Annotated in this window: 26 protein-coding genes and 1 pseudogene; 14 read left to right on the forward strand and 13 right to left on the reverse strand. The window is 72.6% G+C overall.

Features of this window, described 5'->3' with window-relative positions; all coding sequences use genetic code 11:
- Position 1 precedes the first annotated feature (1 nt).
- Entirely contained in the window at positions 2–727 is a 726-nt protein-coding gene (locus ABZU53_RS11945; protein WP_354858276.1) for a protein phosphatase 2C domain-containing protein, read from the forward strand.
- A 7-nt stretch (positions 728–734) separates the two neighbouring features.
- On the opposite strand, the gene hrpB is transcribed toward ABZU53_RS11945, so the two are convergent.
- The 3 genes from hrpB to ABZU53_RS11960 are packed head-to-tail and all read right to left on the reverse strand — an operon-like array spanning position 735 to position 4,349.
- Positions 735–3,254, reverse strand: coding sequence for an ATP-dependent helicase HrpB (hrpB, locus tag ABZU53_RS11950; RefSeq protein WP_354858355.1), 2,520 nt, complete (start codon positions 3,252–3,254; stop codon positions 735–737).
- 28 nt (positions 3,255–3,282) lie between these two features.
- On the reverse strand, positions 3,283–3,483 hold the full coding sequence (locus tag ABZU53_RS11955) for a DUF397 domain-containing protein (protein ID WP_354858273.1): 201 nt from the start codon (positions 3,481–3,483) through the stop codon (positions 3,283–3,285).
- Between the two features lie 41 nt (positions 3,484–3,524).
- Positions 3,525–4,349 carry a helix-turn-helix transcriptional regulator gene (locus ABZU53_RS11960; protein WP_355065765.1) on the reverse strand — a complete coding sequence of 275 codons (825 nt, stop codon included), beginning with the start codon at positions 4,347–4,349 and terminating at the stop codon, positions 3,525–3,527.
- Positions 4,350–4,533: 184 nt separating this feature from the next.
- Here ABZU53_RS11960 and ABZU53_RS11965 point away from each other — a divergent pair, with 184 nt between their 5' ends.
- From ABZU53_RS11965 to ABZU53_RS11975, 3 genes are read left to right on the forward strand one after another with little or no spacing between them, the layout of a single operon-like run.
- Positions 4,534–5,160, forward strand: coding sequence for a GPP34 family phosphoprotein (locus ABZU53_RS11965; protein WP_354858351.1), 627 nt, complete (start codon positions 4,534–4,536; stop codon positions 5,158–5,160).
- 48 nt (positions 5,161–5,208) lie between these two features.
- Positions 5,209–6,732 (forward strand): APC family permease, encoded by a 1,524-nt coding sequence (locus ABZU53_RS11970; protein ID WP_355065606.1) that lies wholly within the window; start codon positions 5,209–5,211, stop codon positions 6,730–6,732.
- Complete coding sequence (locus ABZU53_RS11975; RefSeq protein ID WP_354858269.1) at positions 6,729–7,319, forward strand: GNAT family N-acetyltransferase; 591 nt, start codon at positions 6,729–6,731, stop codon at positions 7,317–7,319. The genes ABZU53_RS11970 and ABZU53_RS11975 overlap by 4 nt, the downstream gene beginning before the upstream one ends.
- Before the next feature lie 117 nt (positions 7,320–7,436).
- Here ABZU53_RS11975 and ABZU53_RS11980 read toward each other — a convergent pair whose 3' ends face one another.
- The gene (locus ABZU53_RS11980) at positions 7,437–8,270 is read right to left on the reverse strand and encodes a SigB/SigF/SigG family RNA polymerase sigma factor (RefSeq protein WP_354860179.1); all 834 of its coding nucleotides are present in this window, start codon (positions 8,268–8,270) and stop codon (positions 7,437–7,439) included.
- A 379-nt stretch (positions 8,271–8,649) separates the two neighbouring features.
- On the opposite strand from ABZU53_RS11980, the gene ABZU53_RS11985 reads away from it, so the two are divergent.
- Positions 8,650–9,405 carry a hypothetical protein gene (locus ABZU53_RS11985; RefSeq protein ID WP_355065608.1) on the forward strand — a complete coding sequence of 252 codons (756 nt, stop codon included), beginning with the start codon at positions 8,650–8,652 and terminating at the stop codon, positions 9,403–9,405.
- On the opposite strand, the gene ABZU53_RS11990 is transcribed toward ABZU53_RS11985, so the two are convergent.
- Entirely contained in the window at positions 9,354–10,943 is a 1,590-nt protein-coding gene (locus ABZU53_RS11990; protein ID WP_355065767.1) for a phospholipase D-like domain-containing protein, read from the reverse strand. The genes ABZU53_RS11985 and ABZU53_RS11990 overlap by 52 nt on opposite strands.
- Before the next feature lie 128 nt (positions 10,944–11,071).
- Between ABZU53_RS11990 and ABZU53_RS11995 the strand changes: the two genes are divergently transcribed.
- Positions 11,072–11,200, forward strand: a complete 129-nt coding sequence (locus ABZU53_RS11995; RefSeq protein WP_354860174.1) for a hypothetical protein — start codon at positions 11,072–11,074, stop codon at positions 11,198–11,200.
- A 109-nt stretch (positions 11,201–11,309) separates the two neighbouring features.
- On the opposite strand, the gene ABZU53_RS12000 is transcribed toward ABZU53_RS11995, so the two are convergent.
- Positions 11,310–12,803, reverse strand: coding sequence for a hypothetical protein (locus ABZU53_RS12000; protein ID WP_355065610.1), 1,494 nt, complete (start codon positions 12,801–12,803; stop codon positions 11,310–11,312).
- 618 nt (positions 12,804–13,421) lie between these two features.
- Between ABZU53_RS12000 and ABZU53_RS12005 the strand changes: the two genes are divergently transcribed.
- Entirely contained in the window at positions 13,422–13,619 is a 198-nt protein-coding gene (locus tag ABZU53_RS12005; protein ID WP_355065612.1) for a DUF397 domain-containing protein, read from the forward strand.
- A 55-nt stretch (positions 13,620–13,674) separates the two neighbouring features.
- On the opposite strand, the gene ABZU53_RS12010 is transcribed toward ABZU53_RS12005, so the two are convergent.
- Entirely contained in the window at positions 13,675–14,661 is a 987-nt protein-coding gene (locus ABZU53_RS12010; protein WP_354860165.1) for a pirin family protein, read from the reverse strand.
- Positions 14,662–14,671: 10 nt separating this feature from the next.
- A complete protein-coding gene (locus ABZU53_RS12015) occupies positions 14,672–15,157 on the reverse strand; it encodes a MarR family transcriptional regulator (RefSeq protein ID WP_354860163.1) in 486 nt (161 codons plus the stop codon).
- 157 nt (positions 15,158–15,314) lie between these two features.
- On the opposite strand from ABZU53_RS12015, the gene ABZU53_RS12020 reads away from it, so the two are divergent.
- Complete coding sequence (locus tag ABZU53_RS12020; protein ID WP_355065614.1) at positions 15,315–15,848, forward strand: GNAT family N-acetyltransferase; 534 nt, start codon at positions 15,315–15,317, stop codon at positions 15,846–15,848.
- Positions 15,849–15,984: 136 nt separating this feature from the next.
- On the opposite strand, the gene ABZU53_RS12025 is transcribed toward ABZU53_RS12020, so the two are convergent.
- Entirely contained in the window at positions 15,985–16,479 is a 495-nt protein-coding gene (locus tag ABZU53_RS12025; protein WP_354860158.1) for an FBP domain-containing protein, read from the reverse strand.
- A gap of 55 nt (positions 16,480–16,534) precedes the next feature.
- Here ABZU53_RS12025 and ABZU53_RS12030 point away from each other — a divergent pair, with 55 nt between their 5' ends.
- On the forward strand, positions 16,535–17,104 hold the full coding sequence (locus ABZU53_RS12030) for a TetR-like C-terminal domain-containing protein (protein WP_354860155.1): 570 nt from the start codon (positions 16,535–16,537) through the stop codon (positions 17,102–17,104).
- Between the two features lie 50 nt (positions 17,105–17,154).
- On the opposite strand, the gene ABZU53_RS12035 is transcribed toward ABZU53_RS12030, so the two are convergent.
- Positions 17,155–18,153, reverse strand: a complete 999-nt coding sequence (locus ABZU53_RS12035) for a hypothetical protein (protein WP_355065616.1) — start codon at positions 18,151–18,153, stop codon at positions 17,155–17,157.
- A 94-nt stretch (positions 18,154–18,247) separates the two neighbouring features.
- On the opposite strand from ABZU53_RS12035, the gene ABZU53_RS12040 reads away from it, so the two are divergent.
- Positions 18,248–18,652 carry a helix-turn-helix domain-containing protein gene (locus ABZU53_RS12040; protein WP_354860150.1) on the forward strand — a complete coding sequence of 135 codons (405 nt, stop codon included), beginning with the start codon at positions 18,248–18,250 and terminating at the stop codon, positions 18,650–18,652.
- The gene (locus ABZU53_RS12045; protein ID WP_355065769.1) at positions 18,649–19,236 is read left to right on the forward strand and encodes a DUF1684 domain-containing protein; all 588 of its coding nucleotides are present in this window, start codon (positions 18,649–18,651) and stop codon (positions 19,234–19,236) included. Before ABZU53_RS12040 ends, ABZU53_RS12045 begins: the two co-directional genes overlap by 4 nt.
- Before the next feature lie 46 nt (positions 19,237–19,282).
- On the opposite strand, the gene ABZU53_RS12050 is transcribed toward ABZU53_RS12045, so the two are convergent.
- Entirely contained in the window at positions 19,283–19,873 is a 591-nt protein-coding gene (locus tag ABZU53_RS12050; RefSeq protein WP_355065618.1) for a general stress protein, read from the reverse strand.
- A gap of 121 nt (positions 19,874–19,994) precedes the next feature.
- On the opposite strand from ABZU53_RS12050, the pseudogene ABZU53_RS12055 reads away from it, so the two are divergent.
- Together ABZU53_RS12055 and ABZU53_RS12060 are read left to right on the forward strand one after the other, a co-directional pair.
- A pseudogene (locus ABZU53_RS12055) lies at positions 19,995–21,700 on the forward strand (glycoside hydrolase family 15 protein).
- 55 nt (positions 21,701–21,755) lie between these two features.
- Entirely contained in the window at positions 21,756–22,256 is a 501-nt protein-coding gene (locus tag ABZU53_RS12060; protein ID WP_355065620.1) for a metallophosphoesterase, read from the forward strand.
- 8 nt (positions 22,257–22,264) lie between these two features.
- On the opposite strand, the gene ABZU53_RS12065 is transcribed toward ABZU53_RS12060, so the two are convergent.
- A complete protein-coding gene (locus tag ABZU53_RS12065; protein WP_354860183.1) occupies positions 22,265–22,483 on the reverse strand; it encodes a DUF3072 domain-containing protein in 219 nt (72 codons plus the stop codon).
- A 112-nt stretch (positions 22,484–22,595) separates the two neighbouring features.
- Here ABZU53_RS12065 and ABZU53_RS12070 point away from each other — a divergent pair, with 112 nt between their 5' ends.
- On the forward strand, positions 22,596–23,534 hold the full coding sequence (locus ABZU53_RS12070) for an FAD-dependent oxidoreductase (RefSeq protein WP_355065771.1): 939 nt from the start codon (positions 22,596–22,598) through the stop codon (positions 23,532–23,534).
- 17 nt (positions 23,535–23,551) lie between these two features.
- On the opposite strand, the gene ABZU53_RS12075 is transcribed toward ABZU53_RS12070, so the two are convergent.
- A complete protein-coding gene (locus tag ABZU53_RS12075; protein ID WP_354860143.1) occupies positions 23,552–24,841 on the reverse strand; it encodes a cation:proton antiporter in 1,290 nt (429 codons plus the stop codon).
- Positions 24,842–24,931: the final 90 nt, after the last annotated feature.

Consider the following 24,931-nt stretch of genomic DNA (forward strand, 5'->3'; position numbering starts at 1 on the left):
CATGACCCTGAAGCTGCGTTCCGTGGGAACGAGCGACCGTGGGCTGATCCGCAGCGGAAACCAGGACGCCCTGCACGCCGGCACCTGGCTCGTCGCCGTCGCCGACGGCATGGGCGGAATGGCCGCCGGTGACCTGGCCAGCTCGCTCACCATCGACGCGGTCGCTCCGCTGGACGTGGAGACACCCGAGGACGCTCTGGTGGCCGCCCTGCAGGACGGCATCGCGCTGGCCACCGCCCGCATCCGGCAGGCGGTCGCCGACGACCCCGAGCGCCAGGGCATGGGCACCACGCTGACCGCCCTGCTCTTCGCGCGTACCGGCAGCTGCCTGGCCCTCGCCCACGTGGGTGACTCGCGGGCCTACCTGTTCCGCGAGGGTGTGCTCAAGCAGGTCACCCGCGACGACACCTTCGTCCAGATGCTCGTCGACCAGGGCGTGATCACCGCGGACCAGGCGAGCAGCCACCCGCGCCGGGCGGTCGTCACCCAGGCGTTGCAGGGTGAGGACGTCTCCCCGTCGTACGCGACGATGGTGCCCCGGGCCGGCGACCGGTGGCTGCTGTGCAGCGACGGCCTCTCCAACGTCGTCCGCCCGGACACCCTGGTCGAGGTGCTCACCGGCTACCCGGACCGGTCCGCCTGCGCCGGCAAGCTGATCGACCTGGCGCTGCACGCGGGCGGGCCGGACAACGTCACAGTGGTGGTGGCCGACGTCGTCGAGGAGTAGCCCCTCCTCAGCGCCGACGCGGCGCGGCACGCCGGGTTGGCGTCGCCGTGCCCGGGTCCTCCGGCCACGGATGTCGGGGATAGCGGCCGCGCAGCTCCGAGCGGACCTGCGGATAGCCGGTACGCCAGAACGACGCGAGATCCGCGGTGACCGCCACCGGGCGGCCGGCGGGGGAGAGCAGGTGCAGCAGCACCGGCACCCGGCCGCCTCCGACGCGCGGGGCCGCCGGCCAGCCGAACGTCTCCTGAAGCTTGACCGCCAGCACCGGCGCCGCCGGATCGGCGTAGTCGACCCGTATCCGCGAGCCGCTGGGCACCTCGATGCGTTCCGGCGCCAGCTCGTCGAGGCGCGCGGCCTGGGCCCACGGCAACAGCCGGCGCAGCGCCGAGGTCACGTCCACCCGGCTCAGGTCGGAGCGTCGCCGGGCAGCGGCCAGTTCCGGCCCCAGCCACGTCGGGGCGGTCGCGAGCAGCGCCTCGTCGCTGACGTCGGGCCACTCGTCGCCGAGGTGGTGCCGGCAGAACGCCATCCGCTCGCGCAGCCCCCGTGCCGCCGGCGTCCACGGCAGCAGCCCCAGCCCCTCCTGGCGCAGGCCGGACAGCAGCGCCGCCGCCACCTCCGCCCGGTCCGGGCGGTCCAGCCGCCGCGCCACCAGCTCGATCGCGCCCAGCCGGGTCACCTCCCGGGCCACCACGTCCCCGTCGGACCAGCCCACCTCGCGGCGCGTGGACAGCAGCGGGCCGGCCGCCTCTCGGGCGGTCGCCTCGTCCAGGGGGGTGGCCCGACGGATCCGCGCCGACGGCGCGCCGGGGCGGCGGTCGGCGACGGCCACCGCGAGCCAGTCGGACCCGGCCAGCCCCGATCCGACCGCCAGCTCCGCGGCGGTCCCACCCGTCATGAGGTACGCGGACCCGCCCGGCCGCCGCACCCGGGCCAGCCGCTCGGGGTACGCGAGACCGACCAGCAGCCCGGCGGCGAGATCGTCGGTGAGTCCGCCCGAGGCTGCCCGCCCACCGGCGGGCAGCGCGGCGCGTAACCGGCGTACCTCGGTGCGCCAGCGGGCCGTGGCGCCCGCGTCGGTCCCGGCGCGCAGCCGACGCCAGCCGGCCACCAGGTCGTCGCCCGGGCCGGCCGCGCTCTCCTCGGCGAGCAGGGCCACCACCTCGGCGGCGCGGTCCGCGCCGACCCGACCGGCGCCGTCGAGCAGCGCACGGGCCAGCCGCGGGTGCGCCCCGGCGGAGGCGATCACCCGGCCCCGCCCGGTGATCCGGCCCGTCCCGTCGACCGCGCCCAGCGTCTCGAGGGTGTCCCGGGCCACCGCCATCGCCGCGGCCGGCGGCGGATCGGGCAGCGCCAGCCCGACGCCGTCGGGGCGCCCCCAGGCGGCCAGCTCCAACGCGAACCCGGTCAGGTCGGCGGTGGCGATCTCCGGCTCCGGCCGGGCGGGCAGCCGCTCGTGGGTCGCCTCGGACCAGCAGCGGTAGACGTACCCCGGGGCCTCCCGGCCGGCCCGGCCGGCCCGCTGGGTGGCGGCGGCCCGGGAGACCGGCACGGTGATCAGCGCGCCCAGTCCACGGGCCAGATCGATGCGGGGCACCCGGGAGAGTCCGGCGTCCACCACCACCCGCACGCCCGGCACGGTGAGGCTCGTCTCGGCCAGCGCGGTGGACAGCACCACGCGACGCCGGCCGTCGGGGACGCCGGGCCGCAGGGCCGCGTCCTGCTCGGCGGCGCGCTGGCGGCCGTGCAACGGCAGCAGGTCGACGGTGTCCCGCAGGTCGCCGAGCCGTCCGGCGACCGCGGCGATCTCACCGGCCCCGGGCAGGAAGACCAGCACGTCGCCGTCGTGCTCGCGTAGCGCCCGACGGACGGTGGCGGCCACGTGGTCGAGCAGGGCGCGGTCCACCGGCCCGGCCCCCGGCGGCGCGACCGGCCGCGGCGGCGGCGCCCAGATCCGCCGTACCGGGTGCAGCGCCGACTCGGCCCGGACCACCGGGGCGGCGGCGGTCCCGCCGAGCAGCGCGGCGAACCGGTCGGTGTCCGGCGTGGCGGACATCGCGAGCAGCCACAGGTCCGGTCGGAGGGTGGCCCGGGCCTCCACCGTGAACGCGAGTGCGAGGTCGGCGTCGAGCTGCCGCTCGTGGCACTCGTCGAGCAGCACCGCACCGGTGCCGGGCAGCTCCGGGTCGTGGTGCAGCCGGCGGACCAGCAGGCCGGTGGTGACCACCTCGATCCGGGTGGCCGGGCCGACCCGGCGCTCACCGCGTACGGCGTAGCCGACCCGGTCGCCGACGCGCTCGCCGAGCAGCTCGGCCATCCGCCGGGCCGCGGCGCGTGCCGCCACCCGCCGGGGTTGGGCGATCACCACCCGGCCGTCGACCCGGTCGGCCACCGCCAACGGCGCGAGAGTGGTCTTGCCGGTGCCCGGCGGGGCCACCAGGACCGCGGCGCCGGCCGCGTCGAGCGCGGTCAGCAGCGCCGGCAACGCCGGACGGACCGGCAGGTCCAGGGTTACGTCGGAGAGCACGGCCCAGTCTCGCACCGGTGCGGGGGACTCAGCCGCGACGGACCTCGGGAAGACCGTGCAGGAACGAACGCCAGGCGGCCGAGCCGAACGCGAGCACCGGGCCGGAGCGATCCTTGCTGTCCCGGACGGCGACCCGACCGTCGACTGTCGCGACCTCCACGCAGTTGCCGTTGCCACTGCTGCGCGTGCTGGTGCGCCAGTCCGCCCGGGTCAGGTCGAGCGCCGTCATCCGTGGTACCTCTCGTCTGCGTCGGCGTGCCGCAGACGCGGTCACGCAAAGTTACGAGAAGCCTCCTTGAGGTGGGTCAGCGACGCCCCCGGATCGAGTGCCATCCGGCACAGCTCCTCGTGCAGAAGGCTATACCCGAGCACATGATCGGCATCCTCCAGAGCCAGGCCCATCGTAAGGTTATCCAGGTAAACCACTGACGCGTCGGCGGCGTCGGCGAAGTTGAGGATCACGTACGGGGTGGTCATCGCGGGATGCTCGCCGGCCGCGAACGGCAGTACCTGAATTGTCACGTTGGGTAACTGGGCGATGTGGCTCATGTGGGCCAGTTGCTCGGCCATCACGGCGGGGCCGCCGACCGGGCGCAACAGCACGGCCTCGTTGAGCACCACCGACAACCCGACGGGGTCCTCGCGGCGCAGCACCTCCTGGCGGCGCAGCCGGGCCGCGACCTTGCGCTCCACGCCGTCCTCGCCGGCCGTGCGGCGGAAGATCGCCCGGGCGTACGCCTCGGTCTGCAGCAGTCCGGGCACCGACTCGGCCTCGTACGTGCGCAGCGCCGCCGCCTCCGCCTCCAGTCCGACGTAGAACTCGAACCACTCCGGCAACACGTCGCTGTAGTTCTGCCACCAGCCGCGCTGTTGCGCGCCCCGGGCGATCTCGATCAGCGCCTCGGCGTCCGCGCCGGTGACCTGGTACAGGGCGAGCGCCGCCCGCACGTCGCGGGGCTTGATGCCGATCTGCGCGGTCTCGATTCGGGACAGGTTGCTCTTGGACATGTCGAGCTGGCGGGCGGCCACGTCGAGGGTCATGCCCGCCCGTTCCCGGAGCTGGCGGAGCTCGCGTGCGATGCGCCGACGGCGCACGGTGGGGCTGGCGGCGGGCCGGATGGTGGAGGCGGCGGTCACCGTCCGAGTCTGTCACGACAAGATCCGCAGGTCGCGCCTGCACGGAGTGCAACTTTCAAATCTGGGAGTTGCGTTGCAGTAGCCGTCGGTGCATCCTTTTCCGGGCGCGAACACTGTGGACACAGCCGAGCGGGAGGACCGTTTGCTCATCGCCGACGAGTTCTTTCTCATCGCCCACAACGACACCCGCGGCAAGGCCAAGCTCCACCCGGCGGCGACCGGCCTCGGCCTGGCCGCCGGGCTCCTCGGTGAGCTGACCCTCTACGGGCACATCACCGTCTCGGGTGGACAGGTCACCGTCATCGACCGGCGCCCACCCGCCGACGCGCTGGCGCACACCGTGCTCGACCAGTTGATCGGTGAGTCGCAGCACCGGGCCGTGAACGTCTGGCTCAGCTTTCTGGCGCAGAGCGCGACGACCTCGGTGGGCGAGCGGCTCGCCCGGGCCGGCGTACTGCGCCGCCACGAGAGCCGGCGGCTGCTCCGTACCTCGGTCAGCTATCTGCCGATCGACCTCAACGCCGTGGCCTGGCCGGCCACCCGGCTGCGGGCGCTGCTGGAACGCCCCGACCCGCCGAGCGTGCCGGACGCGCTGCTGCTCGGCCTGGTCGTGGCCGCCGGGCTGACCCGCGAGGTGCTGTGGAGCGCCGGCCCCCGCGCCCACCACCGGCTGAACGTCCTCATCCCCGCGCTACCGGCGCCCCTGAAGGAGCTCGTCGGGCACACCGAGGCCGCCGTCGGCGCAGCCGTGCTGCGCGGCATCCCCTGATTCCCCCGGTAACCCCAACCCCTCCCCCTCGACAACCGGAGTAGTCGTATGCCATCGACATCGACAGTCGACCGACCCAGCAATGTCTCCGAAGCCCTCGCGAGGGGACGCCTCGGCGTCCCCTCGGTCATCTTCTTCGTCCTGTCCGCAGCCGCGCCGCTGACCGTGGTGGCCGGCGTCGTCACCACCGGCTACGGCGTCATCGGCGTGACCGGCATTCCGCTGGCCTTCCTGGTGGTCGCCGCGGTGCTCGCCCTGTTCTCGGTCGGCTACGTGGCGATGTCCCGCCAGGTCGAGAACGCGGGCGCCTTCTACGCCTACATCTCGCGTGGCCTCGGCCGGCCGGCCGGCGTCGGCGCCGCCTGGGTGGCACTGATCGCGTACAACGCGCTCCAGGTCGGGCTCTACGGCACCATCGGCGTCGCGGCCGAGCCGGTGCTCGACCGGATCTTCGGCGGACACCCGCACTGGTCGATCGTCGCCCTGGTGGCGTGGGCGCTGGTCGGCCTGCTCGGCCTGCTGCGGGTCGACATCAACGGCCTGGTGCTCGCCGCGCTGCTGGTCGCCGAGATCGTGGTCATCCTCGTCTTCGACCTGGGCCAGCTCGGCAACCCGGCCGACGGTCAGGTGAGCTTCGCCGCCCTGTCGCCGGACAACCTCTTCGTGCCGGGGGTGGGCGCGGTGCTGGTGCTGGCCATCCTCGGGTTCGTCGGCTTCGAGTCCGCGGTGGTGTTCAGCGAGGAGAGCAAGGACCCGAAGCGGACGGTGCCGCTGGCGACGTACCTCTCGGTGGCGATCATCGCCGGGCTGTACGCGCTCTCGTCCTGGACCATGACCGTCGCCGTCGGGCCGGACAAGATCGTCGCTGAGGCCGGGGAGCAGAGCGTCGGGCTGATCTTCAACCTGGCCGCCGCCCAGCTCGGCGACACCGCGGTCACCATCGGGCAGGCGCTCTTCCTGACCTCGGTGCTCGCCGCGATGATCTCGTTCCACAACACCACGGCCCGCTACACCTTCGCGCTGGGCCGGGAGCGGGTGCTGCCGGCGGTGTTCGGGCAGACCTCGCCGCGGACCGGCTCGCCCCGGGCCGCGTCGCTGGCACAGAGCGTCCTCGGGCTGCTGGTCATCCTGCTCTACACAGTCAACGGCTGGGACCCGGTGGTCCAGCTGTTCTTCTGGGGCGGCACCACCGGCGGGTTCGGCGTCCTGCTGCTCATCGCCACCACCTCGGTGGCGGTGATCGCCTACTTCGTCCGACACGGCGGCGAGACCCTCTGGCGCCGGGCCATCGCACCCGGCCTGGCCACCGTCGCACTCGTCGTGATCATCTGGTTGGCCGTGTCGAACTTCGCCAACCTGCTCGGCGTCGCACCCGACTCCAACCTGCGCTGGGAGCTGCCCGCCGTCTACCCGGTGGCGGCCGCGCTGGGCATCGCGTGGGCGCTGCTGCTGCGCGCCAACCGTCCGGACACGTACGCCCGGATCGGTCTCGGCGCGGCGAGCGCTGCGGCGGCCGTGCGGTCGGGGGAGCAGCCGGCGCCGACGCCGGCCAGTGCGGAGGTGTCCCGATGAGCGTGGCCGTCGAACGGCTCGGGCCGCAGGACACGGCGCTGGTCGCCAACCGGATCGCCGAGGCGTTCACGGCCCTGGAGGTGACCTCCTGGCTGGTGCCCGACGCGAGCAAGCGCGAGGCCGTGCTGGCCGGGGACTTCGAGATCCTGGTCGACCACGCGATGCGGCACGGGTTCGTGCACGCCACCGCGGACCGGGCCGGAGTCGCGGTCTGGTTTCCGTCGGTCGGTGAGCCGGCCCCGCCGCCGCCTGACTACGACGCCCGGCTCGCCGCCGCGTGCGGCGAGTGGACCGACCGGTTCCAGCATCTCGACGAGTTGTTCGCGGCGAACCACCCGCATCCGGACCACCACCACATGGCCTTCCTGGCCGTGCAGCCGGGACGGCAGGGGCACGGGTTGGGCACCGCGTTGATGAGGCACCACCACGCCTGGTTGGACGCCAACGGGATGCCGGCCTACCTGGAGGCGAGCAGCCCGCGCAGCCGGGACCTGTACGCGCGGCACGGTTACCGGGCCGGCGAGCCCTTCCGGGTGCCCGACGGCACGCCGTTCTGGCCGATGTGGCGGGAGCCCGCCGGCCGCTGACGGGGCCGGCCGGGCCGCTGCCCCTGGGGGAGCGACCCGGCCGGTGCGCCGTTCGAACGTCCCGACACACGATGAAGGGCCGGGTCCACGCTGACCCGGCCCTTCATCGTGTGGTGCCTAGTACGTGCCGTCGAGCTGGCCGCGCAGCTTGGTCAGCGCCCGGGCCAGCAGCCGGGAGACGTGCATCTGCGAGACGCCGATCTGGTCGGCGATCTGCGACTGGGTCAGGTTGCCGTAGAACCGCAGGGTGAGGATCTTCTGCTCACGCTCGTCGAGCGTGGCCAGCGCGGGGCCGAGGGCGACCCGCAGCTCGGCCAGCTCGAACTCGTTGTCCTCGCCGCCGAGCATGTCACCCAGCTCGGTGGCCCGCTCGCCGTCGCCGGTCGGGGTGGACAGCGACACCGCGTTGTACGCGCGGGCGCCCTCCAGGCCCTCCAGGACCTCTTCCTCGGTGAGCTTGAGGTGGGCGGCGATGTCGGCGACCGTCGGCGAGCGGCCGAGGGTCTGCAGCAGCGAGCTGTTGGCGTCGGAGATGGCCAGCCGCAGCTCCTGGAGGCGGCGCGGCACCCGGATGTCCCAGGTGCGGTCGCGGAAGTGCCGCTTGAGCTCGCCGATGATGGTGGGGATCGCGTAGCCGGCGAAGTCGACACCGCGGGACGGGTCGAACTTGTCGATGGCCTTGATGAGGCCGACGGCAGCGGTCTGCGCCAGGTCGTCGGTCGGCTCGCCCCGCCCGCTGTAGCGGTGGGCGAGGTGGTTGGCCAGCGGCAGCCAGGCCTCGATCGCGCGGTCCCGCAGAGCGGCGCGCGACGGGTGGTTGGCGGGCAGTGCGGCCATGGCGTTGAGCAGGTCGGCGGCGCTGTCGGTGAGCGCCCGCGGGTCCAGCTTGGTGGTGCTCGTCTGCTCGGCAGCCGTGGTGCTCGCCTGCTCGGTGATCGTTGGCGCGGTCATGGGTGGTCCTCCCTGCACCTCGTCCGCGGACAAAAAGACGTGACGCTTTGGTTTAGCTTCGAATGGGCCGTTCGGGACTCACCTTAACCTGATCGGCTCCGAGAAATCTAGCCGAAAGGTTGATGTACTTAAGGCGTGTTGAACCACAAAACGCGCAAAAGCGGCAGCCGTCGAGCAGGTTGTGGGGTCTCTTACCCATGTGCCGGGCGATCCTGCGGCACCCGGTCGTCCCTCTGGGCCCAACCGGTCGGTGCCGCACCCTCCGCCAAGTGGTCAACATGAAATCCGACATTCGGGCGGCAGTGTCAACTATCCGTCGTTGTCCCGTCGGCGGGACCGGCCGTAGCGTCGCTGGGTAGACACCCGGTTCGGAGGCACCATGCTCGATCCAGCGGCTCCCCAGCTCGTCGTGAACAGTCGCACCCTGTACTTCAGCTGGTTGCCAGCGGATCCCGACGCGGTCGCCGCCCTCGTCCCCACCGGGCTGCGTCCCCGTGCGGACCGGCAGGTGTTCCTCAACCAGTACGTCGTCGAGGACGAGACGCAGACCTCCGGCTTCGGCGCCTACTCGTTGACGTACCTCGGCGTCTCACTCGCGGGCGTGGACGCGCCCGGCGGGCTCAACCCGGGCGGCTGGTGGACCCACTACGTGGCCTCCAGCCGGCTGGTCCGCGAGTACGCGACCGCGCGGGGCGCCCCGGTGCTCGCCGGTCATACCAGGATCGAGGTGAGCGGCGAGGCGCTGCTCGCCGAGACCGAGGCGGACGGGGCGCCGCTGATCCGCGCCCGGTGTCGGGTGGGGGAGACCGGTCACGTGATCAGCAGCGGGCACCACCGCTACTTCACGTGCCGCGACGGCCAACTGCTCAGCTCGGTCTACCCGTTCGTGGCCGAGCCGGTCGCGCCGTTCGAGATCGAGTCGGTGGAGTTCCTGCAACCCCGACACCCGATGTACGCGCTGCGCCCCGCCAACCCGCTGACCATCGGCTTCGGCTACTTCTCGCCGCGCTCCTCGTTCGCCTACCCCGGCGGGCTGACCGTGCACCCGGGCGGAGCCGGCCTGCCCGAGCCGGCCCGGCAGGTTCACCAGGTGCCGGCCAGCCTGGCGCGCAGCGGCCTGCCGTCCGGGTCGTAGACCAGCCGGTACACCGGCAGCGCCCAGGTGCGGATGTACCAGGGCAGCCGCTCGGGGCGGTGCGGGCGCAGCCGGCCGGGCGGACGATCGCCGACCTGGCCGCCGTCGTACCACCGTTGCAGTTCGTCGGCTGCGGCCGTGATGGCCGCGACGGCGTCGGCCGGGTCGAGCAGGTCGGCGTCGTCCGTGCCGTCCGGGTCCCGGTCCAGGTGCTCGCGCCAGAGCCGCAGCCGCAGGTCCCGGGCGTAGGCGCGTGCCCCGTCGCCGAGGCCCGCCGGGTCGGTGGGCGTCCGCTCGTCGCGCGTGTCGTCGAGCACCGCACAGGACAACTCGCTGTCGTGCGTCCAGGAGCGGCGGTTGAAGTTGTCGCTGCCGACGCTGGCCCAGACGTCGTCGACCACGCAGACCTTCGCGTGCACGTAGACCGGGGTGCCGGCGTGGTTTTCCACGTCGAACACGTGCACCCGGTCCGGCGCGGCACGCTCGCACAGCGACAGCGCCTGCTCCCGGCCGACCATGTTGGGTGGCAGGGCGAGCCGGCCGTCCACGTCCGGGTGCCGGGGCACCACGGCGACCAGGTGCAGCTCGGGATTCTCCCGCAGCGCCTGGGCGAACAGGTTGGCCACCTCGGTCGACCAGAGGTACTGGTCCTCCAGGTAGATGAGCCGTCGCGCGCGGTGGACCGCCTTGGTGTAGCCCCGGGCCACGGTCCGCTCGCCGTCGGGCGCGAAGGAGTAGCGCGGCCGGACGGCGGGGTAGGTGCGCAGCACCTGGATCTGGTGCGGCCCGCACTCGGGCGGGTCGGCGGGCTGCTCGGGCAGCGGGTCCGGCCGCAGGTCCGCGCCGCGCAACCGATCCCGCAGATACGCCATCGGGTTCTCCGAGTCCAGCGGCATCGGGTCGGTCCAGCGCTCCCGGAACACGGTGTCCAGCGCGCCGACCACCGGGCCGCGCACCGCGAGCTGCACGTCGTGCCAGGGCGGGTTCGGGCCGTACCGGGGAGACATCTGCACCGGCTGCGGGTCACCGCCGTGCGCGGCGTCGTCGCGGCGACTGTGGCACAGGTCGATCCCGCCGGCGAACGCTATGTCCCGCTCCGGGGCGCCAGGGTGCCGCAGCACCACCAGCTTCTGGTGGTGCGAGCCGCCGCGGCGGACCCGCTGGTCGAGCAGCACCTCGCCGCCGGCCGCCGAAATCGTCTCGCTGAGGTTGCGGTTCTCGGCCTCGCTGTAGGCCAGCGCGTCCAGGTGTGAGCGCCAGATCAGCCCCTTGACCACCACGCCGCGCTGGGCGGCCTGGGCGAAGAGCTGGGCCACTGTGGGGCCGTCGGGGCGCAGCCGCTGGTCCGGGTCGCCCCGCCAGTCGGTGAAGAAGAGGTGGTCACCGTCGGTCAGCGCCTCCACCTCCTCGACCAGCCGGTCGAAGTACGCTGCGCCGTGAATCAACGGCTCGGCGAGGTTTCCTCTGGTCCAGACGGGTAACCCAGAGACCGGGTTGGCGCGTTCCTGTGCGCTGAGGAACCAGTCCTGTAACGGCACGTCCAGCCCCCCGGAGGTCGACAACGTCCTCACGGTAGGACCCCCGAGGCGGGTCCGCATGCCAGGCCGGCCGAACGGTGACCTGGATGACGACGCGAGCACGACCGAACAGCCGAGGAGGCCACACCATGCACCGCGAGACGACGAACCCCGTGACCGAGTACCGCGAGCCGGCGGTGGAGAGCGAACGGGGTGCGCTGGTAGCGGTGTTGCTGATGGTGATTCTGGGCGTCGCGGGGATTTTCGCGGTCTCGTAAGGCCGCGGCGGGTCAGCCGGATCGGCTCCGGTGCGCCGATCGTCTCCAGATCGGCGATGTGGGGGCTTCCTCGCGACGAGATACCCCCACGTCGCCGATCTGGAGTAGATCAAGGGGAGGGCGAGGCGACTCGCTTTCGCATGACGTGCACGGGCAGAGACGGGTTCGCCGCTGCGGCCTCGGCCAGCTCGGCGTGGCCGAGCAACTCGACGATTCGGTCCACCGGTAGTCGAGGGCATACCGCCATCGCCTGGCGTACTGCGGCGTCGGGGTCGTGGGTGAGTCGGTCGATGAGCGCCGGATCCGCCTGTGGGTCGTGGGCGACGAGCCGCCGGACCGCTGGATCCTGGTCGTCGGCGAACCGGGCCAGCGCCGCAGTCGGGAAGTTCGGCAGAGCCAGCAGCCGATAGCGGTCGCACCGGCGGTGCTCGTACTCGCGGAACACCCGCAGCAGCAGGTCGGGTGGTGCGGCCGGATGGTGGTGGGCGAGGAGGGTTCTTACATCGGGATCGGGGTCGTCGGCGAGCGCGGCGACGACGTCGGCGGGCAGTCGCGGATCGACCGCGGCCCGCCGGCGCAGCAGCGGGTTGACCGACGAGGCGATGCGCACCGATTCCGCCAACGGCGGCAGTGGTGGGGGCGGCAACACCGACCGGTGGTGCCAGCAGAGGCCGGTCCGGCGGTCCCACGGTGCCGTGGTCAGGTCGATGTCGATCGCCGCGCGGTCCACCTCGCTGAGCGCGGGATGGACGGAGACGGCGGTGCGGACGGACACGTCCGGATCAGCGGCGAGCCGCGCCAGTTGCGAGCTGGTCAGGTCGTCGCGCCGGGCGAGGCCGCACCGGACATCTGCCGAAGGGTGGCCGAGCAACGCCTCGACCACCTCCGGCGGCAGTGTCGGGTTGGTCGCCATCGCGTCGGCGCCCTGCCGGCCGTCCCGGTCGGCAAGCACGTACTCGATGAGCGCGGGCGCGAGCCGCAGGTCGCTCAGCATGCCTCGGTACGCGTACCCGTTGCCGGGCAGGTCCGCAGGCTCCTGTGCCCGTTCCCGCTCGGCGAAGAAGTGGGCCGTCGCCGCCCGTACCTCCGGTACGTCGTCGTGCAGCAGGACTTCGCGCAACTGCTCGCGGGACGTCTCGTGCACGCTGCCGAGCAGGTCGACCGCGGCGGCGCGTACAAGGGGTTCTGGATGGGTGGCGATGCTGCGGACCGCACGCCGGTCGCGCGTCCCCAGGTCGATGACCTCGCCGCGCAGCTCGGTCGGTGTCATGAGGCCACGCCGGAAGTACCCGAGGAGCCGGTCCACGGACCGCATGAACGCGCGGTCCGGCAATGCCAGGCCCGGATCCTCGCGAACGAGTTCGACGACGCGGTGCTCGGGGTCGTCCGCGAGGCGGAGCCGGATCGCCGGGTCGACGTGCGGGTTGGCCGCGAGCGCGCCGCGTACGCGGGCCACGGGGTGACGCGTCGCCGCCGCGACGACCGCAGGCGGCAGGGCGGCCCGTCGCCGGAATGCTGCCGGAACGGCCTCGGCGTGGTCATCGAGGAGGCGCAGCAGCACGTCGAGCGGTGCCGCCGGATTGCCCGCCAAACCCCGCGCCACCGGGTCTCCAGCCGGACCGTCCAGCCAGAGGTTGCCGCGGATGTAGACGACCCTGGGGCTGCCAAGGTGGCCGTCGTTCGTCGAAGAATCGGCGGTCGGTCGGAGCGTCGTCCAAGAGTCGTCGGTAATCACGATCAGCGAGGTTATAGCGGCGAAACCCCAGCTCAACAGGGCTTTTCGCCCGACTGACAGCAGTCCGGGCCCCGATGTAGGCTGGGCGTGGCATCACTCTGCGGAACTCTGCGCACGGTGTCCATCGTGCACGTCGGCTCCCGACCATGATGGTCGAACGCCCGGCCGTCGGTGACGTGTCGCGGCGAGCTGACCTCCGGCCGCCGACAGAACCAAACCCTCCCGTACCGGCACGACCCCGGCCCGCCTCACCCACCATCGCTGGCAATCTTGGACACTTTCCGTTAGCAGCTAACGGAAAGTGTCCAAGATCTACCCTGCTGGCTGCCTCCCTCGCCCCGGGACGGCGTCGCCGGCGCGGTTTTCGACCATCAGGCGCGCCAACACCTTCGCGCACGGAACCCTTGGAATAGCACGGGAGAACGTACGCGGCATGGCACTGTCCCATGAGCAGTCGATCGAACTCATAAGGGAAGTGGCAGGGACATGGAGTTGACCGGCGCACGCTGGCGTAAGAGCACCCGCAGCGGTAGCAATCAAGGGGCCTGCGTCGAGGTTGCCGACAACCTGCCCGGCGTCGTTGGCGTTTGGGACTCGAAGGACCAGGCCGGCCCCGCGCTGGTCTTCAGCCCGGCGGCCTGGCGGGCGTTCGTCGACATGGCGAAGGCCCACCAAGCGGCCTGACCAGTACTACGCAAAGGCCCCCGGCGCGAACCGGGGGCCTTTCGCGTGGTCAGGGTCAGGGACGCGGGCCCTGGCCGTCGGTGTGCGGCACCCGCTCGGTGGGGATGACGCCGAGCCGGCCGGCCTTGAAGTCCTCGAACGCCTGGAGCAGTTCGTCGCGGGTGTTCATCACGAACGGGCCGTACTGTGCCACCGGCTCCCGGATGGGCTGACCGCCCATGATGTAGAGGTCCAGCGCCGGGGTGTTGCTGTCCTGCGTGGGGTCCGCGCTGAAGCGCAGCGCGTCGCCCGGGCCGTGCACCGCGAGCTGACCGGTGCGGACCGGCCGGCGCTCGACGCCGACGGTGCCGCGCCCGCCGAGGACGTACACCAGCGCGTTGAAGTCGGGGTTCCAGGGCAGGTCGACCTGCGCGCCCGGCTGCACCGTGACGTGGGTGATGGTGATCGGCGTGAACGTCGACCCCGGGCCCCGGTGCCCGGCCACCTCACCGGCGATGACCCGGATCAGCGCGCCGCCGTCGGGCGTGGTGAGCAGAGCCGACTCCCGGCCCCGGATGTCCTGGTAGCGGGGCGGGTTCATCTTGGCCGCGCGGGGCAGGTTGACCCAGAGCTGCGTGCCGTGGAAGAGCCCGCCGCTCAGCACGAGGTGCTCCGGCGGGGCCTCGATGTGCAGCAGGCCGCTGCCGGCCGTCATCCACTGGGTGTCGCCGTCGGTGATGGTGCCACCGCCGCCGTGCGAGTCCTGGTGGTCGAAGACGCCGTCGATGATGTACGTGACGGTCTCGAAGCCGCGGTGCGGGTGCCACGGGGTGCCCTTCGGCTCGCCCGGCGCGTAGTCCACCTCGCCCATCTGGTCGAGGTGGATGAACGGGTCCAGGTCGGTCGTCGAGACCCCGGCGAAGGCCCGGCGGACCGGGAAGCCCTCACCCTCGAAGCCGCTGGGCGCGGTGGTCACCGTGCGGACCTTGCGGAAGCTGGTGGACTCGTCGAGCTTGGGCAGGCGGGGCAGGACGAGGACGTTGTCGACGGTGATCGCGGGCATCGGGGGCTCCTTAACGTGTGGCGTGGGTGTTGCTCGACGTGGTGCCGGCCGCCCGCAGGCGGCGGCCGAGCCGGTCGAAGACCCGGGTGAGGCAGGCGACCTCGGCGTCGTCGAGGTCGTCCATCAGGTGGGTACGCACCGATGCCAGGTGGTGGGGTGCGGCTTCGGACAGGGTGAGCAGTCCGGCGGCGGTGAGCACGGCCTCGCTGCCGCGTCGGTCGTCCGGGCAGGCCTCCTTGCTGACCAGCCCGCGCCGCTGCATCGAGGAGATCTGGTACGTCAGTCGGCTGGGGGAGAAGACCAGCCGGCCGGCCAGCTCGCCCATCCGCAGTCGTTGCCCCGGCGCCTCGGAGAGCAGGACCAGCACGTGGTAGTCGGCGAAGGTGAGGTCGCTGTCGGCGCGCAGGTCGTCTTCCAGTTGGGTGAACAGGCGCTGGCTGGCCTCGATGTAGGCACGCCAGGCGGCCGCTCGGGTGCTGTCCAGGCTCTCGGTCACGCCCATCACGATAGCGCTAGTTCAAAATTTAACTAGCGCTATCGCGCGTTTTCTGCGTCACGTCTGTCCGGTTGGTGGTGTGCTTCGTACAGCTTTGAACAAAGCTCGGGGTAATTGGGCGGCGGCGCCGGCGCGGGGTGTGCCAGACTCCGGCTTCGTGGAACACGTGGAGCTCGCCGCCGACGACCTGCTGCTGCGCCCGTGGCAAGAGGCGGACGCCCCGGCGGTGCGCGACGCCCTGCGCGACCCGGCCATCGCGCAGTGGAACCCGCAGGGTGGCGGCCCGGTCGACGACCAGGCCGCCCTGCTCTGGGTGCGTCGCCGGGCCGACTGGTCGGCCGGTGACCACGCCTCCATGGCGGTGACCAACGCCGCCGACGGCGAGCTGCTCGGCTCGGTGTCGCTGCACCACATCCACCACGGCGACGCCTCCATCGGCTACTGGACGATGCCGGCGGCGCGCGGGCGCGGGGTGGCGACGCGGGCTGTCATCCGGCTCACCGAGTGGGCGTTCGGCGACCTTCGGCTGCACCGGGTGGAGCTGTGCCACGCGGTGGCCAACACGGCGTCCTGCCGGGTCGCCGAGCGGGCCGGCTATCTCGCCGAGGGGACGCTGCGCGAGGCGTACCAGTACGGCGACGGCCGCCGCTACGACGAGCACCTGCACGCCCGCCTGGCCACCGACCGCTAGTCGAAGGGTCCGCGTCGACGGCCGGCCCACATATGGGGCAGCTCGACAGGGGGCGAACCTGCCCGGCCGGGGCGGTCGTGCTGACCGGCTGATCGGACCGGCGCGGCCCCACCGGGGTGCCGGCCGGCTTCCTTCGCTACTCGGTGACCTTGCGCAGGAACGCCGCGAGGTGGCTGGTGGTGCGGTCGATCTTCTCGGCCAGGGTGATGGTCTCGTCGATCCGCCGCCCGGCGTCCTTCTTGCCGCGCAGGTAGAGCGAGCAGGCCAGGTCGGAGCAGACGTACGCGCCCACGGAGTTGCCCTGTCGGCCGTCCCGACCAGCCTTGCGGGCCGTCATCAACGAGACGCCGTCGCCGGTGTGGGTGGTCAGGCAGAAGGAACACATGCTGCGCCGGACCCGCCCGGTCTGCTGTGGCGCCACCCGCAGCGCGACCCCGACGAGGCCGTCGTCGGCCTCGGCGATCAGGTAGGCCCGCTGCGGCGCGGCGGCCTCGCGCCAGCCGAGGAAGTCCAGGTCGTCCCAGGGGCGCATTTCAAGATCGTTCGGTACGGCCAGCCGCTTCGCCTCGCCCTGTGTGCAGTTGACGAGGGAGGCGCGGATGGCGGGCTCGGTGAGGGCTAACATAGGCATCAGCCTAGCTCCCCTAGGCAACCGATTAACAAGACTAGATTTTGGGGTGTGCTGCGTGGCACGTGCCGGAGTGACCGCCGAGCGACTGGCCCTGGCGGCGGCCGAGCTGGCCGACGAGGTGGGCGTCGAGAACGTGACAGTCGCCGCGCTCGCGCGGCACTTCGGCGTGAAGGACGCGAGCCTGTACTTCCACATCAGGAGCGCCCATGACCTGCGGGTCAGGATCGCCCTGCTGGCGCTCGCCGAGCTGGCCGACCGGGTCGCCGAGGCGCTCGCCGGCCGGGCCGGCAAGGACGCGCTGGTCGCCTTCGCCAACGCGTACCGGGACTACGCGACACGGCATCCGGGCCGCTACGCCGCGATGCAGATCGACCTCGACCCCGAGACGGCCGCCGCGAGCGCGGGCGTCCGGCACGCCGAGATGACCCGGGCGATCCTGCGCGGCTACCGGCTCTCCGAGCCGGACCAGACCGACGCCGTCCGGATGATGCACAGCACGTTCCACGGCTTCGTGAGCCTGGAGCGGACCGGCGGTTTCCGCCACACCCCGCGCTCGACGGACGAATCCTGGGCCCGCGCCCTCGACGCCCTCGACGCCGTCCTGAGCAACTGGCCTCGGGAGTGACGGCCGGGTGGGCACCCGTCGTGCGCCCACCGGCCGGCTCCACCCTCGGATCAGGGTGTCGCGGGCGGGCGTCGCCGCGCGGTCCGCTGTCGGAGCAGGACGAAGCCCAGGCCAGCCAGGAACCAGGTGGCGAGGACGGCCAGGGGCACCAGCGTGTGCGAGCCGTTGAAGTAACCGAAGTTGTTGACCGCGCACACGGCCGCGCCCGGCGGGAGCTTCGCGGAGATCGCCTGCGCCCATCCCGGCAGCAGGTCGATCCCGATGGTCGCTCCGCTCGTCGCGTTGCCGATGGTGGTGAGGGTGAGCACGGCGAGCGCGATTCCGATCGGGCCGAGCCAGGCCCCGAGGGCCTTCGTCGTGAAGGCGCTGGCGGCCGACAGCAGGATGAGCGACAGGGCGAGCAGCGGGAACGGTGCCGTCAGTGACCCGTAGACCGGGCCGGCGACCGTCGCCGCGATCACGCCGATCGCGACGGCGAATCCGCCCATGGCATAGAGCCGGTGCCGCAGGCGCACCTTCGCGGTGGCCGCGGTGAGCCCCTGCGCGAGGACGAACGACGAGAGGGTGACCCCGAACACCACGTAGAAGGCGGACAACCCGCGGCTGTCGTAGCTCGCCAGCGGCACGATGTCGTTCTCCTGGACGGTCGCGCCGGCCTGCCTGGCGAGACCGGCGGCGAGTTGCCGGGCGGCACCGCTCTCGCTGAATCCGCTCGCGCCGGCGTAGTCGAGCGTCAGCGCGCCGGGGGAGGTCGCGCCGAGTACCGCGACGGCGTCGCCGTCGCGGACCAGGGCCGATCCGTCCTCGACGGTGGTCACCGGCGTGACGGCGACGGCATCGCCGAACCCGGCCTGTGCGGTGGTGGCCAGTTGCTCACCGACCACCGCGATCGGCAGGTGGCGCGGCTCGGGACCGCGTTGCAGCCCGACGTAGACGGCGATGAAGGCCGTACCGATGATCAGCCCGGTGAGCACGAGAGAGAGCCAGGCTCGGCGGTGGGTGACGACGGGCGTTTCCCGCTCGGTACGTGGTTCGGGTGGCGACGTCATGGGTGCTTCCTCGGGTAGTGTGGTTTGAATGTCCAACCAGACGAACCGTAGCACCGGTGGTTTGAATTCCAAACCGTCTCGGGACACGCTCGCTGTGGCGCTCGACGCGGTCAACGACAGGTGGTCGCTGCACATCGTGCGGGCGCTCGCCTTCGGGGCCTCCCGCTACACCGAGATCCTGCGAGCGGTCGGCGCGCCCCGGGACGTGCTCGCCGCCCGGCTGCGAAAGCTCGCCGAGACCGGCATCCTGCAGGCGCGATCGACCGAGGACGGCAAGGTCGCCGGGTACGAACTCACCCAGAAGGGTAGGGACCTCGGGCAGGTCATCCTCGTGCTCAAGCGCTGGGGCGACACCTACAGCGACGCCGAGGTACCCAAGGTCGACTTCATCCACGACGTGTGCGGTGAGGTGTTCGTCGCCGAGGTCTGCTGCCAGGCGTGCGGCAGGCCCCTGCGGTCCGGAGAGTTGTCAATCGATCAGGAGTCCGCCGCATGCTGACCGATCTGGAACTGGCCGACTGGCGGGAGCGGGTGGCCCGGCTGTACCTGTCCGACGTCGACCTCGCCGGCTTCCGCGCCGGCCGCGACGAGCTCTTCGCCACCCACCCGCAGAGCCCGATACCGCCGGCCGAGCGGCCCGGCTTCACCGGTGTGCGCTACTTCGCGCCGAACCCGGAGGCCGTGGTGGAGGCGCCCCTGCGACCGGCCAGCGGCGAGCTGCGGGTGGACACCGGCGGCCCGGACGGGGTCGTCGCGTACCGGCGGGTGGCGGTGGCCGAGACGCCGTGGGGGCCGCTGACGCTGTGGTGGATCGAGGCGTACGGGGGTGGGCTCTTCGTGCCGCTGCGCGACGGCACCTGCGGGCAGGAGACCTACGGCGGGGGGCGGTACCTCACCGACACGGTGAAGGGCACCTTCGGCCGGGGCGTCGAGCTGCTGCCCGGTGACCGGGTCCGGCTGGACGCCAACTACCTCTACAACCCCAGCTGCGCGTACGACGACCGCTGGGCCTGCCCCCTCGCGCCGCCGGAGAACCGGGTCGACGTGCCACTGCGGGCCGGCGAGCTGGCGTACCACGGCTGACCGGCCGCCCCGGCGGACTGCCGGGACGGCCGGTCGTGCCGGTGGATCAGCGGGAATTCGCCGGCGTCGAGCCGGGCACCTGCATCCGGCCCAGCAGTTGCCGGGCCTGATCGGCGAGCTGTGCGTCGACGGTCACCGCGTACTGGCCGGCGCGCAGCGAGCTGGCCGAGGTGAAGTCGTGCTGCCCGCCGGTCATCGCGTGCGCCACAGCGCCGAACACGGCGCCCCAGATCGCGCCGATGACCAGGCCGACCAGGATCACCGCCAGCCAGTTGCCGACGGTGAAGATGCCGAACAGCAGGCCGATGAAGAGCCCGAACCAGGCGCCGGTGCCGGCGCCGAGCAGGGCCGCGCGGCCGGTGGTCATCCGCCCGAGCACCGTCTCCACCAGCGTGAGGTTCGTGCCGACGATGGCGCTGTGCTCCACCGGGAAGCGGTTGTCGGCCAGGTAGTCGACCACCTTCTGCGCGGACGGATAGTCCGGATACGAGCCGATCGTCACTGTGGGTGGGCCGCTCTCCGGCCCGTGCCCGTCCCCGGCCGGCGTCGACAGGCGGCCTGCCGGCCCGGACGGAAGCACGTCGCCACTGGTTGCGCCGGGCCGCCACGCGGCGGCCGGCCCCGAAGCTGAGGTCATGAGCATCCTCCCTCGTCAGCCGACCGCGTTCCCGCCAGTGCCGGGCGGTAACGCCCGCCGCCGGAGTGGGGTGCGTGTCTCCGGTGAGGCATGTGCGGGGACGGTCCGGGTAGGCAGTCCGGTGCAGAGCGGACAGATCAGCGACCACGGGTTCCTCGCCGACGGCCGCACGGCCGCGTTGGTGGACCGCTCGGGCTCGGTGAACTGGTGGTGCCCGGGCCGGTTCGACGCGCCGTCGGTGTTCGCGCGGCTGATCGGCGAGGACGCCGGACACTGGTCGATCTGCCGGAGGCCGACTTCACCGTCGAACGCTGCTACCTCGACGGCACCCTCGTGCTGCGGACCGTCTTCCACACCGCGCAGGGCGAGGTGGAGCTGACCGACGCGCTCGCCCTGGAGCCCGGCGCGGGAGAGCGCCCTGGAGGCGGTCGGCGGGGCCAGCCGGCTCGCCCTGGTCAGTGGCCTGCGGCTGACCTGCGGCGAGGGCGAGGCCACCGCGACGTTCACCGTCCGCGCCGGCACGACCCACAACTTCACCCTCGGGTACGCCCCGACCTACGACGCGCCGCGCCGCAGGTGCCCGAAGCCGACCGGACCATCGCCGACACGGCCGAAGGATGGCGCTCCTGGGGCCGGCAGCACGCGTACAACGGGATCTACGCCGAGCACGTGCGGCGCAGCGCGTTGGTGGTGCAGGGCATGACGTACCGACCCAGCGGCGCGGTGGTGGCGTCGGTGACCACCTCGCTGCCGGAGAAGCTCGGCGGGGACCGGAACTACGACTACCGCTACGTGTGGGTGCGCGACTTCAGCCTGACGCTGCGGGCGCTGTGGCGGACGGCGTGTTACGACGAGGTACAGCGGCAGTTCGCCTGGTTGGGTCGCGCGATGGGCCGGATCGACGAGGAGCCGGTGCCCATCATGTACGGGGTTCTGGGGGAGCGGGACCTCACGGAGCACCGCCTGGATCAGCTCGCCGGCTACCGCGACAGCCCGCCGGTGATGATCGGCAACGACGCGTGGCGGCAGCGGCAGACCGACATCTTCGGTGAGGCGTTGGACGCGGCCTGGCTGATGCGCGACCGGCTGGAACCGTTGGAGCCGGACGTCTACCACCTGCTCCGGTCACTCGCCGACAAGGCGGAGCGGGACTGGGAGCTGCCGGACGCGGGGATGTGGGAGGAGCGCGGGATCGAACGCCACCACGTGTCCTCGAAGGTGCAGTGCTGGTCGGCCCTGGACCGGGCGGTCCGCTTCGGCGAACGACTCGGTCAGCCGCAGGACGTGGCCCGCTGGGCGGCCGCCCGCGACGAGGTGCGCACGGAGGTGCTGCAACGCGGGTGGAGCGACCGGCTCGGGGCGTACACCGGGAGTTTCGAATCCGACGACCTGGACGCGTCGGTGCTGGTGATGCCGCTGGTGGGGTTCCTCCCGGCCGACGATGAGCGGATGCGTTCGACGGTCCGCGCGGTGGAGGCGCAGCTGTCGCACGACGGCCTGCTGCGGCGCTGGAACGGCGACCCGGCGGGGTTTCTCATCTGCTCGTTCTGGCTGGTGTGCTGCCTGGCGCTGGCCGGCGAGCGGGACCGGGCGCACGAGTTGTTCGACGCGCTGGCCGGGCGGGTCAACGACCTGGGACTGTTCGCCGAGCAGGTCGACCCGTCGACCGGGGAGCAGTTGGGCAACTTTCCCCAGGCGTTCTCGCACATCGGCCTGATCAACGCCGCCGGTGTGCTCAGTGACGTCGAGCAGAACCCGGGGCTGCGTCGCCGCGGCATGCCGCCCGGGTACTTTACACCGACGTCGCGCCGAGCTGCCCGGAGCTGAGCGCCCCCACGAGCGTCCCCGGGTGGACGGCGCCCGCTCGGGGGATGATGCCGGCATGAGGCTGGTGCTCACGGCGGACACGCATCTCCCCAAGCGGGCCCGGGACCTCCCGGGGCCGCTGTGGACGGCGATCGAGGCGGCGGACGTCGTCCTGCACGCCGGCGACTGGGTCGACGAGTCGCTGCTGGACGCCATGACCGCCCGCGCGCGGCGGCTGATCGGCGTGTACGGCAACAACGACGGCCCGGCGCTACGCGCCCGGCTGCCGGAGGTGGCCCGCGTCGACCTCGACGGGCTACGGGTCGCCGTGGTGCACGAGACCGGCCCCCGTACCGGCCGGGAGCAGCGGTGCGCGGCCCGCTTTCCCGACGTCGACCTGCTGGTCTTCGGGCACTCGCACATCCCCTGGGACAGCGTGGCGCCCGGTGGGCTGCGCCTGCTCAACCCCGGGTCGCCCACCGACCGCCGATCCCAGCCGCACGCCACCTATCTGGAGGCCGAGACAACCCAGGCCCGACTGACGCGGGTCCGGCTGCACACCCTGCCGCGCCCCTGACCGCCGAGCTACTGGCCGCGACCCGTCTCGGCCTGCAGTTCGTCGATCCGCTTGGACGCCTCGGCCTTGGTCAGGTCGTCCGGCAGCGTCGCGTCCGCCTCCCGGGCCAGCGTGGCCAGGTACGACTCCTGGGCCGCGGTGGGCGGCTCGTCGCCGGTGACCCACTCGTCCGGGTCCTTGATCGCGCCGCGCGGGTCGGCCTGGTCGTTGCTGTGGTCCGTCATCATCATCACCCTCTCTTCGAACAGGTGTGCCAGTACCCCGATCACCGCCGGTTCATGCCCATCCGTGGCGACCGTCGGCACCTACGATCAACGGATGAGCGTGAACTCCTCGGGCGTGGCGGTGGTCGGGGCGGGCATCGCCGGGGTGGCCTGCGCGGTGGAGTTGGGCCGGGCCGGGGTGCCGGTTCAGGTCCGTGAACGGGGGCACGTCTGCGGCGGCCGGATGGCCAGCAAACGCTTCGACGGCCGCCCCGCCGACATCGGCGCCGCGTACTTCACCGCCAGCGACCCGGACTTCGCCGCCGTGGTCGACGAGTGGCGTGCCGCCGGCCTGGTCCGGGAGTGGACCGACACCTTCTGGTCGTACGACACCAACGGCCGCCACGACGTGCCCGGTCCGCTGCGCTACGCCGCGCCACGCGGGCTGCGGTCGCTTGTCGAACACCTGGCCGGCGCGGTGCCGGTGACCGTCGACCGGCTGGTGCTCGCCGTGGAGCCGGGGCCGGCCGTCGACGGCGAGCCGTACGCGGCGGTCGCCCTGGCCATGCCGGGGCCGCAGGCCGCCCTGCTGCTCGATCCCGCCCTGGCCGACGCCACCCGGGTCGTGCAGGAGCAGACCTGGTGGCCGGCCCTGGCCGCGGTGCTGCGTTTCCCGTCCCGGCGCTGGCCGCACTTCCACGGCGCGTTCGTCAACGACCATCCGGTGCTCTCGCTCATCTGCGACGACGGCGACCGGCGCGGTGACGACGCGCCGGTGCTGGTGGCGCACACCGTGCCGGAGTTCGCCGCCCGGCACCTGGCCCAGCCTTCCGGCGCCGGACCGGCGATCGAGCAGGCCGTCCGGGACCTGCTGGGGCTGGCCGAGGCGGCCACCGACGTGCACGTGCACCGCTGGACGTACGCCAAGCCGGCCGGCGACCTCACCGGGAACACCCACCACCTCGACGCCGACGGGATCGGTCTGGCCGGCGACGCGTTCGGCAAGCCCCGCGTGCAGAGCGCCTGGCGCTCCGGCCGCGACCTCGGTCGCGCGCTGGCCGCCCGCCTCGGCTGAACGCCGCTGCCCACTCCTCAGGGGTGCCCGGCGGCGGCGACCGGCCGGGCCTCGGGTTCGGACGGGTCTTCCGTCCGCTCACCCTCGCGGTCCAGCAACTGCATGACCGGGGTCGCCGCGACGCCGTGCACCACCACGGAGACGAGCACCACCAGCCCGACGGTCGCCCACAACAGCTCCGCCTGTGGAAAGTCCGCCTTCGTGGTGGCGTACGCCAGGTAGTAGAACGAGCCCACCCCGCGGATGCCGAACAGCGAGATCACCCAGTGCTCGGCCGGCCGGCCGGGCGCGCCGCGCAGCGACAACCAGCCGACGGCCGGCCGGATCAGGAAGACCAGCGCCAGCCCGACGGCGGCCGCCGGCCAGGTCAGCGGGGCGAGCAGACCGCCCACGATCGCGCCGCCGAGCAGCAGCAACAACACCAGGGTGAGCAACCGCTCGACCTGCTCGGCGAAGTCGTGCAGCACCGAATGGAACTCGTGGGTCCGCTCGGCGGCCCGGATGGCCCGCGCGGCTACGAACACCGCCAGGAAGCCGTACCCGCCGGCCACCTCCACCAGCCCGTACGCCAGGAAGGTGGCGGCCAGCGCCAGGAAACCCTCGGCGTGCCGGGCCAGCCGCAGCTCGCTGGGCGCCCGGAAGAACAGCTTGCCGAGCAGCCAGCCGATGAGCAGGCCGCCCCCCACACCGACGCCCACCTTCCAGAGCACGTCGACGGTGAACCACTCGGCCACCCACGCGCGCGGGGCGAGGCTGGTCGAGGCGATCGCGATGGCCGCGTAGACGAACGGGAACGCCAGACCGTCGTTGAGGCCCGCCTCCGAGGTCAGGGCGAAACGGACCTCGTCCTCGGAGTCCTCCACATCGGTCGGCTCGCCGACCTGCACGTCGGCGGCGAGCACCGGATCGGTCGGCGCCAGCGCGGCGCCCAGCAGCAGCGCCGCGGCCGGCACCAGGCCAGCCCACCACCACCCGAGCAGCGCCACCGCCGCGATGCACAACGGCATCGCGATGGCCAGCAGCCGCCAGGTGGAGGACCACCGGGCCCAGCTCAACGGCCGGTCGATCTTCAACCCGGCGCCCATCAGGGCGACGATCACCCCGATCTCGGTCAGGTGGGTGGTCAGCTCGGGGTGGGCCAGCGGGTCCGGTGTCGGTAGTCCGACCGGCAGCAGGAAGACCAGCATGCCGAGGGTGAGGAACGCGATGGGCATGGACAACGGGCGGCGCTCCAACACCCGGGGCAGGATGCCCGCGAGCAGCGCGCCCAGGCCCACAAGCGCGAACGCGACGTCTACCGGCTCCACGGACACCACCCTTTCGCCGCACCCGCGCGGCGCGGGCAGGTGGCCACAGACCATGCCCCGGAAGACTTCCGGCTATGCGTGTGCGCCCCG

Origin of the sequence: Micromonospora sp. NPDC005194 (genome assembly GCF_040608335.1) — a bacterium.
In the GTDB taxonomy this organism is placed as follows: Bacteria; Actinomycetota; Actinomycetes; order Mycobacteriales; family Micromonosporaceae; genus Micromonospora.